2 protein-coding genes are annotated in these 585 nt (G+C 57.1%); both read right to left on the reverse strand.

Translation table 11 applies throughout. The annotated features are described in order from the left end of the window. Positions 1-3: 3 nt before the first annotated feature. Complete coding sequence (locus tag AC1DX0_RS36845) at positions 4-162, reverse strand: hypothetical protein (protein WP_477218938.1); 159 nt, start codon at positions 160-162, stop codon at positions 4-6. A 5-nt stretch (positions 163-167) separates the two neighbouring features. After that, positions 168-440 (reverse strand): terminase large subunit domain-containing protein, encoded by a 273-nt coding sequence (locus tag AC1DX0_RS36850; protein WP_477218937.1) that lies wholly within the window; start codon positions 438-440, stop codon positions 168-170. Positions 441-585 lie beyond the last annotated feature (145 nt).

Here is a 585-nt window from a genome sequence, read left to right on the forward strand (position 1 = left end):
TGGTCAGACGCCCAACAGCACGCGTTTCTGGCCGACGATGTCAGTGGGCGCCAGATCGGTCTTCACCGTGCCAGCTGTACCTTGCTGCTGATTGAGCGCAGCACGTGCCGCATCCTCACGCGCCTTGACGTCTTCGTCCTTGATGGTCGGTGTCGGTGGCAACGGCTTCAGCTCAGGCGGTTTCTGAAATAGGCACATGATTCCATGTCTCGATCAGCTGAAGGGTGATCCCATCCGAAGTCGAGAGCATCGAGACGTGGCCAGAAGCGAGGCAGCTTGAAGGGATCACAACCGACATGCTCCTCCGCAATCGGGAAGATGCGGCAAGAGCCCAGTACCGGGATGCCTTTGGCGCGCGCCTCACGCTCATGCTCGGGATAGGCGGCGATGATCTCGGCACGTTGCTCGGGCGTGTAGTGCTCCGCATCGTCGATGGTCATGAAAGTGACGTGCCGGCTCATCTGTTTTTAAACCCGTAACGCTTGCTATCATTTTCCCAGTCTGATTACGTTCCGTGGCTCAAACACGGGGAGGTATGAAGATGTCGACATCTAGTGCGAAGGTTTATGCCCATCGAGTACAAAG

This window comes from Mesorhizobium sp. P3_A9 (genome assembly GCF_056402975.1).